Consider the following 8660-nt stretch of genomic DNA (forward strand, 5'->3'; position numbering starts at 1 on the left):
GCCCTGAAAATGCCGACCATGGAAAGGATTCATATGCTGCACCTTTAGCTAAAACAGTCTTCAGCTTACCATTCGTGGTTATTTGCAACAGTGCCAAAGATAATGCATATCAATATGCAAACTGAAATGAGCCAAGATCATTGTTTAGATCAAGCACAGCAAGTCACTCAACATGGTATTAATCACGAAGTACAGACGAATACCGATTGCCATAATCATTTAGCTCTTAATCAGAATATAGATCACAAAAAGTGTCAGGAATGTTCTAGCTTATCCTGCCAGACACAGATCTCATGTCTTCATTCTTTGCAAAGCTCGCTAGATCCCCTAGATACCTTCTATTCTATAGATCAGCCTAATTTTTATTACCCCAACCAATATCTAAATGGGTATTGGCAAGAAATTTCACGTCCTCCTAAAATTTAACCAATTTTTTTAAAATTTATTTATTTTTCAAAAATTAAGGTTAAGTTATGTCTCATAAAATTAGTTCGTACCTATTAGCAGGTATTTGTTTTGCATCGTCGCCTTTGGTTTTTGCCGAAGTGCGTGAATATCAGCTTGTTATTGATGAAGCAGTGGTCAGCCCAACTGGAAAGCCTGTAAAGCGCATTACCGTAAATGGTCAATTTCCTGCGCCTTTGCTTGAGTTTGAAGAGGGTGATGAAGCCATCATTCGCGTGAAAAATAATTTAAAAAACCAAGATTCTTCTATTCATTGGCACGGACTGTTGTTGCCGGGCATTATGGATGGTGTACCGGGATTTAATGGTTTTAACGGTATTAAGCCTCAAAGCGAGTATGTTTATAAATTCAAGATTCGCCAAAGCGGGACTTATTGGTATCACGCTCATTCTAAAGGACAGGAACAGGACGGCTTATATGGTTCTTTTGTGATTTATCCAAAAGGTAAAACACCATTGGCAGCACATGAAAAAGCTGAACGTGACTATGTGGTGATGTTGTCAGATTTTCATGAAAAAACCAGTGATCAAATTCAGAAAGATCTTAAAATTTCAGCTGAATATTATCAAGATCAGCGTGAAACCTTGGGTGATGTTTGGAAGCAGGTTAAACGTGATGGCATAAAAGCGACATGGTCTGACCGCAAAATGTGGAATCAGATGCGTATGCTAAAAACCGACATGTCGGATGTTACAGGTTATACCTTCCTCATTAATGGCAAAACACCTGAACAAAATTGGACAGGAATGTTTAAACCGAATGAAAAAATTCGCCTACGTTTTGTGAATGCATCTGCGATGTCTTTCTACGATGTCCGTATTCCTAACTTGAAAATGACTGTGGTCAGTGCTGATGGTCAGCCTGTAAAACCTGTTGCTGTGGATGAGTTTCGTATTGGCACAGCTGAAACTTATGATGTGATTGTGGAGCCCAAAGGCGGACATTATCAAATTGAAGCTGAGTCAATTGACCGTGCAGGCTATGCGATTGGTACACTGCACAATGAATTAAATCCTATGACACATGGCATTCATATGCCTGCACCACGTCCACGCTCACTTTTGACCATGGAAGATATGGGACATGGTGGCGGTGATCATGCAGGAATGGATCATTCGAAAATGAACCACGGCAATATGCAAGGCATGGATCACTCGAAAATGGATCATTCACAGCATGGCACAGCAAAACCACAAGAAAATGATCAAGTGGTTTATGGTTGGGCAAATGCATCTACACCTGCGGGCAATAAAGCCTTGCAATATAGTGATTTAAAATCTTTAGAACCGCAAAAAGATACTCGTGAAGCTAGCAGTGAATTAGTAGTGCGTTTGGGCGGTACTATGGAGCGTTATATTTGGACGATTAACGGTAAAAAATTCAGCGATGCTGAGCCATTAAAAGTGAAGTATGGCGAGCGTATCCGTATCAAATTTATTAATGACAGTATGATGGCGCACCCCATGCATTTACATGGCATGTTTATGCAGTTGGAGAATGGTCAAGAGTCGGTAGATATGCCGAATAAACACACATTGATTGTACCACCGGGTAAAACAGTGACTGCTTTATTAACTGCGGATGAGTTGGGCGAATGGGCAATCCATTGTCATTTGTTGTATCACATGAGTGCAGGAATGATGAACAAGTTGATCGTGGCAAATGTTAGCGATGAACAAGTGTCTACAACGCCAATTCAAGGTACAAATTCGACTCAAACTCACCAAGTAACTGAGCAAAAAGGAGCTGGACATGCACATCACTAATTTTGTATTTAAAGCGTTTTTTTCTGTTGCGGTATTGAGTTTAACAAGCTTAAGTTTGGCGCACGAAGGGCATCATTCAACTGCTCAGACTGATGGAAAAAATGTACCATCAATGAATCATCAAGCGATGTCTGAGATGGATCATTCACAGCATTCTCCACAAGAGCATGCACAACACATGCAGATGATGGGGAAAATGAATCATGCTGCACATTCAGCACCGATGAACCATCAACATGCAGGTCATCAGCCAATGCATCACAAATCAACAGAGAAACAGCAAGATCAAAAAGTACAGAAAGGAGATCAACATGCGCACCATTAATCTTTTTTCTAAAACTGTTTTAGCAAGCTCTTTGTTGATGGTCAGTGCAGTGAGTTTGGCACATAATGGTGAAGATCATAGTGCGCCTGAAAAAATGACAGTTGCTACATCTTCTAGTCAAAATCAGCCGATGCAAATGGATCGCTCTCAAATGAACCATAGCCAAATGAATCAGGCACAACATCAGGCAACATCTACGGTTAATCATTTACATCATGTACCAGATGCGAATGCTCAGCAGAGTTCGCATTATGATCATCGCTCAGAACACGGTGCGCAAATTTATGCGATTACGACAGTGGACAATAAGTGGCTTGTCAATGAAGATGGCACAGGTGATTTAAAGTCAGAGTTTGAAACCGTATTGGCACAGATGAAAATAAGGTTTTATTAAAATTCATGCCGATAAAGAAGAATCGCATGATGCACATTATGATGCCAAACTTTTATATAGCCGTATGATTTCAGACTTTTGGGATACACAGATTGGTGCACGTTATCGTAGTGAAAAAGTTGAACTCAATGATCATCGCAAAGACACCGAAGAAAATGTTGATGCGGTGATTGGCTTACATGGTATGGCGCCATATTTCTTTGAAACTGATGCTTATCTCTATGCGGGAAAAGACAATTATGCGGGCTTTAGCCTAGAAACGGAACGTGATTTTCTGATTACGCAAAAGTTGATTATTCAACCTTATTTAGAGTTGGATGCTATCTTTAGTGATGACTCTAAATATGCGAAAAAAACTGGTTTAAGCAGTGCAACCGCAGGGTTTGAAACTCGCTATGAAATCAGTAAAAAGATCATGCCGTATATCGACATTGCCTATGAGTATTCAAAAGGTAATGATGAAACGTCGTGGCAAATAGAATCAAACTCTGAGAAAGGTTGGTTATATGGAGCTGGTGTTAGATTTAGATTTTAATTAATTTAATGATTACTAAATAGCTTTATTTAAATAAAACTCTAGCTTAATGTGGCCGGAAGCAAAATGTTAACTTATTTTGCTTCCTTATGATTTAAAGGACGATAATCCCAATGAAAAAATTCCTTTTAGGAGCTGTTGCCGCATCTGTTTTGGCACTTTTCAGGTAGTGCTATGGCCAATTTTGTGGCAGGTCAGGACTATCAGGTGGTTGCAAAACCAGTTAAAGTCGAAAAACCGGGCAAAATTGAGGTACGTGAATTCTTCTGGTATGGCTGTGGTCACTGTTTCGCGCTTGAACCACATATGCAGGGCTGGTTGAAAAAATTACCCAAAGATATCCGTTTTGTACGTACACCTGCTGCAATGAACCCGCTTTGGGAACAGGCTGCACGTGCTTATTATGTTTCAGAAGCCCTGGGTGTGCGTCAAAAAGCACATTTACAGTTATTCCATGATATTCATGACAAGCAGCGTCCAATTTTAGAACAGGCACAATTGGCCAAGTTCTATACCCGTTATGGTATTTCTGAAGAGAAATTTAACACGACTTATAAATCATTCCCGATTTCGTCAAAAATTGCTCAGGCAAAAAATTTGACTGCTCAATATCAGTTAAGCTGTGTACCAGCGGTGACCTTGAATGGTAAATATATTGTGCAGGGCAATGATGCCAAAGTAATTCAGGTGGTGAATTACCTGATTGAAAAAGAGCGTAAAGCCAAATAAGACGCGATTGATTATCTCTAAAAAAAACCTGCATCGAATCTGCAGGTTTTTTTATTTAAACTGGAGGAATGGTTATTTACGTCCTGACTGCCGGATCTGGTGTTTCTATCGGCGGGCGATACCAGTGTAAAATTCCTCGGAATAAGAGCTGCATCTGCAACACGCTTTGCGCTTTAAAGTCATGGGATTGAATATGAATCGTGGATTGTATCTTTACCAGTTCATACCTGATATCTTCATTCAGAAAATGAATTTTCCTTTCTATTTCAACACGCAGAATTGCCGAGGCGCCCCGACGCTCTAAAACAAACAAAGGTGGTGTTTCAAAAAGTATGCTGAAAACGGGTAAGCGGATTAAATGGTTGATCTTACCTTTGCATGAGAGTGAGGCAAACCGGCATCTCATCGGATTATCTGGTTGGCACTCCAACCTACTGCTGATGCATGCTTCCCTCGCTAATTCCAGCAAGAACCCCACACGCCTTAACTTCCCGGTCATCGTTGCAACGCGCTCTTAGTGAAACGAGTTGTTTCTCAAGCGCCTGTAGAGCGGTTATCTGCGAGCGCACATGAGAGATGTGATCATCGAGCAAGGCATTGACAGCGGTACAGGACTGATGAGGGTCGTCCTGATAGCACTTTAGTTCGTGAATTTCTGCCAGTGACAGATCCAGGATGCGGCAGCGACGAATAAAGGCCAGCCGCTCAACGTGTTTCTCGGTATAGACACGGTAACCGTTCTCCTGCCGACCAGGCGGCGGCAACAAGCCCTGCCGTTCGTAGAAGCGGATCGTCTGTGTATCTACCCCTACTGACTGTGCCAACTGACCAATACGCATCGGGTTCCTCCGCAACGGATTCTCTACGCTTTTGACATTATAGCTACTATATAGTTTTAAATGAAAACCCGATCACATTCAAGTGGAGTCATATCATGAGTAAAAACTGCGGAGGCCCTTGTGGCGACCATGCAAGGCCTGCGGCGGATACCGATATGCAGGCCTCCTCCGATGCGTCGGGGGAATGGGTCAGTGTTTATGCCGTGCCGAAGATGGACTGTCCATCAGAAGAGCGCATGATTCGCCTGGCCCTGAACGGCGTTGAGGGGATTCGGGCACTGTCCTTCGACTTGTCGAACCGCCGGTTGAAGGTCGTGCATGACGGTGAGGTCGAGCCCGTCACCTCGAAACTGAAGACCTTGGGGCTAGGCGCCTCGCTTCAGGAAACCGTCGCTGCAAATCCGGAGACCATCAAGGCCGCCGAGTTTTCGGCAGCTTCTGCTAAGCAAGAATCCGGGACCCTGCGCTGGTTGCTCGGCATCAATGCACTTCTGTTCGTGGTGGAAATGACTGCCGGTCTGATCGCCCGGTCCACCGGCCTGATTGGAGAATCCCTGGACAATTTTGCCGATGCGGCGGTGTACGGGCTTGCCCTTTATGCGGTTGGACATAGCGTGAAAATGCAGGTACGTGCCGCGCATCTTGCTGGTGTACTGCAACTGATCTTGGCTGTGGGCGTACTCATAGAGGTGGTGAGACGCTTTGTATTCGGTAGTGAGCCTGAATCGCTGGTGATGATGGCTATCGCATTCGTCGCATTGATTGCCAATACCAGTTGTCTGCTGCTCATATCCAAACATCGGGAGGGCGGGGCGCACATGAAGGCAAGCTGGATATTCTCGGCCAACGACGTGGTGATCAACCTGGGGGTCATCACCGCCGGCGCTCTGGTCGCGTGGACCGGGTCCAATTATCCGGATCTGATTATCGGCACCATCGCGGGGGTAATTGTACTTAACGGTGCTAGACGCATTCTGGCGCTCAAGGATTAAGCAATGTCCATTTTTGGCAAACATCTGTCACCGTACGCTCTGTTGTCCATATCGGGCCTGCTGGCAGCGTCTGATCAGGCCATAAAATGGCTGGTGCAACAATCAATGGCATATGGCGAGTCTATTTCAGTGACCTCATTCTTTAACTGGGTACACGTATGGAATACCGGTGCCGCATTCAGTCTTTTTGCGAATGGTGGAGGCTGGCAGCGCTACTTTTTTATCGGAATCGCGGTAGTGGTCTCGATTTTTCTGATCAAGCTGATCCTTGAAAATCGTCATAAAGGAGAAGCCATCGCTTACAGTCTTATCCTCGGTGGCGCCATGGGCAACCTGATTGACCGGGTCTTTCGCGGCTATGTTGTGGAATTTGATATCAAAGGTCTCTTTGATAACATCGACCATGATTTACTCATGCGTGCACTCAAGAAACACTGTGAAATTCCATGGATTCTTTTATATGTGCAACGTTGGTTAAAAGCACCAATGCAACACATAAATGGCCATCTTTTAGAAAGGAATCGCGGCACACCACGAGGTGGTGTTGTGAGTCCTTTATTGGCGAATTTATTTATGCATTATGCTTTTGATATGTGGATTACGAAACATCTTCAAAGTGTACGGTTCTGCCGTTATGCAGATGATGGCGTAATTCATTGTCGGAGTTTATCTCAAGCCAAACTTGTTTTACAAAAGATCGATGCACGATTTCGTGAATGTGGTCTCGAATTGCATCCAGACAAGACAAAGATTGTTTATTGCCAAGATATTAATCGTCGTAAAGCATATCCCGATGTTCAATTTACTTTTCTCGGGTACACGTTTAGGCCCCGTAAGGCTGTGGACAAGTATAAAAGAGTTTATGTAAATTTCTCTCCTGCAGTCAGTCGTGATGCACTTAAAGCAATGCGACAGACTATTCGGAAATGGCATCTACATCTGATGTGTAATCGCGAATTAAGTGATTTATCTGCAATATTCAATCCAATTCTTCAAGGTTGGCAGCAATACTATGGTCGATTCCATGGTTCAGCAATGTCAGCGATCTGGCAACACATGAATGCTTATCTTATACGCTGGATGAGGCGTAAGTATAAAAACTTGGCCCGTCATAAAAGACGTGCTAGATATGCCTTAGGGCGACTTGCGCGTGATTTTCCAAATGCCTTTGTGCACTGGAAAATGGGATGTTTACCATCGGTTGGATAATGGGAGCCGGGTGAGCTGAGAGGTTCACGTCCGGTTCTGCGAGGGGCTAAGGGTGAGATTCCTTTGGTCTACTCACCCCTATATTCAAACAAATTCAGGCTGGGTCTATACAGCCTTTATTATTGATGTGTTCTCACGAGCAATTGTTGGCTGGAAAGTATCTACACGAATGAATACAGATATGGTGCTCGATGCATTGGAGCAAGCATTGCATGATCGAGGCATGCCAAAGAATGTGATTCATCATTCCGACAGAGGTGTGCAATATCTTTCCATTCGCTATACCAATCGTTTAGAAGCAGCAAATTTACGAGCATCAGTCGGTACGACTGGTGATTCATACGATAATGCTCTGGCTGAAACGGTGAATGGCTTATACAAAACAGAGGTGATTGAATATTTAAAAGCAGATTGGTAAGGTTTAGTAGATGTACAACTTGCGACACTAAACTGGGTAGATTGGTTCAATAAAAAGCGTGTACACAGTGCACTGGGTTATGTATCGCCTTTTGAGTTTGAAGCAATGTACTATGATAAGATTAACCCGTTAGGTCAGGTGGTCTAACTTAAATAAAAAAGTCTCCGACAAACCCGGTACGGTTCAGATTTACTCATGCGCGTTCAATCAAAGTACTCTCTTTGGATCGAATCGCAAAAACAATGTCCACAAATTCAGCCATTTTTTGCGAGTTGTTAGTGGTTTGACCCACTAACAACTAACACGTTGGCTATTCATTGAGTAAATCCTAAACTCAACTAATTCTTTTATTTATCAGACAAGCATTTTTTGACATTCGACGGCACATTCACGGCAAGCATCAGCACATTGCTGGCAGTGTTGATGCTCATGTTGGCTACATTCATCTGCACAGTATTCACAAGCCTTGGCACAAAGCTCACAAATTTCTTTCATAAAAGGAGATTCATTTTGCTGCATACGAGCACAGAGCTGACAAATATCTGCACAATCTAGACAACGCTGAATACATTCTCGCATCATCTCCAGATTTTCTTCTTTTAGACAGGCATTTGCACAACTGGCACAGGTAAGGGAACAGCTCATACATGCCTTTGCGCAATCTGAAAATTGGATATCGTTCATCATACTTACCTAAAGTCACTTGATTTAGGAATAAGCTAATCAAAAAAAAAGATATACACTAGGACGATTAGGTAAGGGAAAGTAAAATAGTTATAGATTTTGTTAAATGGTTTTAGATGCTGGCTTTGAGTGATTTAGCTTCTCATGTATTCAATACATATAAAAATATGATCTACTTTCATTCTTATTTTTCTATAGTTTTTCTAAAAGGCACTGTTGCAAATAGAGATTTGAGTCGATGATGTTCCCTTTAAAAAGTACTTAGAGACCGAAAACCCTGTTGATTAGACACACTTCACCCTGA

At 42.8% G+C, this 8660-nt stretch carries 5 protein-coding genes and 5 pseudogenes; 8 read left to right on the top strand and 2 right to left on the bottom strand.

The window, feature by feature from the left end; genetic code table 11:
* Window positions 1-473: 473 nt before the first annotated feature.
* The 4 genes and pseudogenes from BLQ60_RS13805 to BLQ60_RS13820 all read left to right on the top strand — a co-directional run bounded on the left by BLQ60_RS13805 (window position 474) and on the right by BLQ60_RS13820 (window position 4214).
* Window positions 474-2231 (top strand): multicopper oxidase domain-containing protein, encoded by a 1758-nt coding sequence (locus BLQ60_RS13805; protein WP_092621845.1) that lies wholly within the window; start codon window positions 474-476, stop codon window positions 2229-2231.
* Window positions 2218-2556 (top strand): hypothetical protein, encoded by a 339-nt coding sequence (locus tag BLQ60_RS13810; RefSeq protein WP_004897649.1) that lies wholly within the window; start codon window positions 2218-2220, stop codon window positions 2554-2556. Before BLQ60_RS13805 ends, BLQ60_RS13810 begins: the two co-directional genes overlap by 14 nt.
* Window positions 2543-3485: pseudogene (locus BLQ60_RS13815) on the top strand (copper resistance protein B). The gene BLQ60_RS13810 and the pseudogene BLQ60_RS13815 overlap by 14 nt, the downstream one beginning before the upstream one ends.
* Before the next feature lie 113 nt (window positions 3486-3598).
* Window positions 3599-4214 (top strand): annotated as a pseudogene (locus BLQ60_RS13820) (thiol:disulfide interchange protein DsbA/DsbL).
* Window positions 4215-4645: 431 nt separating this feature from the next.
* On the opposite strand, the gene cadR reads toward BLQ60_RS13820, so the two are convergent.
* Entirely contained in the window at window positions 4646-5053 is a 408-nt protein-coding gene (gene cadR, locus BLQ60_RS13830; protein ID WP_092621850.1) for a Cd(II)/Pb(II)-responsive transcriptional regulator, read from the bottom strand.
* 95 nt (window positions 5054-5148) lie between these two features.
* On the opposite strand from cadR, the gene BLQ60_RS13835 reads away from it, so the two are divergent.
* The 4 genes and pseudogenes from BLQ60_RS13835 to BLQ60_RS13845 all read left to right on the top strand — a co-directional run.
* Entirely contained in the window at window positions 5149-6045 is an 897-nt protein-coding gene (locus BLQ60_RS13835; RefSeq protein ID WP_004781121.1) for a cation efflux transmembrane domain-containing protein, read from the top strand.
* Between the two features lie 60 nt (window positions 6046-6105).
* Window positions 6106-6414: pseudogene (gene lspA, locus BLQ60_RS14300) on the top strand (signal peptidase II); the annotation flags it as partial.
* Window positions 6415-7254, top strand: a pseudogene (locus BLQ60_RS14305) (reverse transcriptase domain-containing protein); the annotation flags it as partial.
* 76 nt (window positions 7255-7330) lie between these two features.
* A pseudogene (locus BLQ60_RS13845) lies at window positions 7331-7819 on the top strand (IS3 family transposase); the annotation flags it as partial.
* A 207-nt stretch (window positions 7820-8026) separates the two neighbouring features.
* On the opposite strand, the gene BLQ60_RS13850 reads toward BLQ60_RS13845, so the two are convergent.
* Window positions 8027-8356: a four-helix bundle copper-binding protein gene (locus tag BLQ60_RS13850; RefSeq protein ID WP_092621856.1), complete on the bottom strand. Its 330-nt coding sequence runs from the start codon at window positions 8354-8356 to the stop codon at window positions 8027-8029.
* Window positions 8357-8660: the final 304 nt, after the last annotated feature.

Origin of the sequence: Acinetobacter marinus (genome assembly GCF_900096915.1) — a bacterium.
Classification (GTDB): Bacteria; Pseudomonadota; Gammaproteobacteria; order Pseudomonadales; family Moraxellaceae; genus Acinetobacter; species Acinetobacter marinus.

Excerpts from the sequence above, each read along its gene's own strand:
- BLQ60_RS13805 (WP_092621845.1), top strand. The coding sequence starts at position 474 with ATGTCTCATAAAATTAGTTCGTACCTATTAGCAGGTATTTGTTTTGCA.
- BLQ60_RS13850 (WP_092621856.1), bottom strand. The coding sequence starts at position 8,356 with ATGAACGATATCCAATTTTCAGATTGCGCAAAGGCATGTATGAGCTGT.
- cadR (WP_092621850.1), bottom strand. The coding sequence starts at position 5,053 with ATGCGTATTGGTCAGTTGGCACAGTCAGTAGGGGTAGATACACAGACG.
- BLQ60_RS13835 (WP_004781121.1), top strand. The coding sequence starts at position 5,149 with ATGAGTAAAAACTGCGGAGGCCCTTGTGGCGACCATGCAAGGCCTGCG.
- BLQ60_RS13810 (WP_004897649.1), top strand. The coding sequence starts at position 2,218 with ATGCACATCACTAATTTTGTATTTAAAGCGTTTTTTTCTGTTGCGGTA.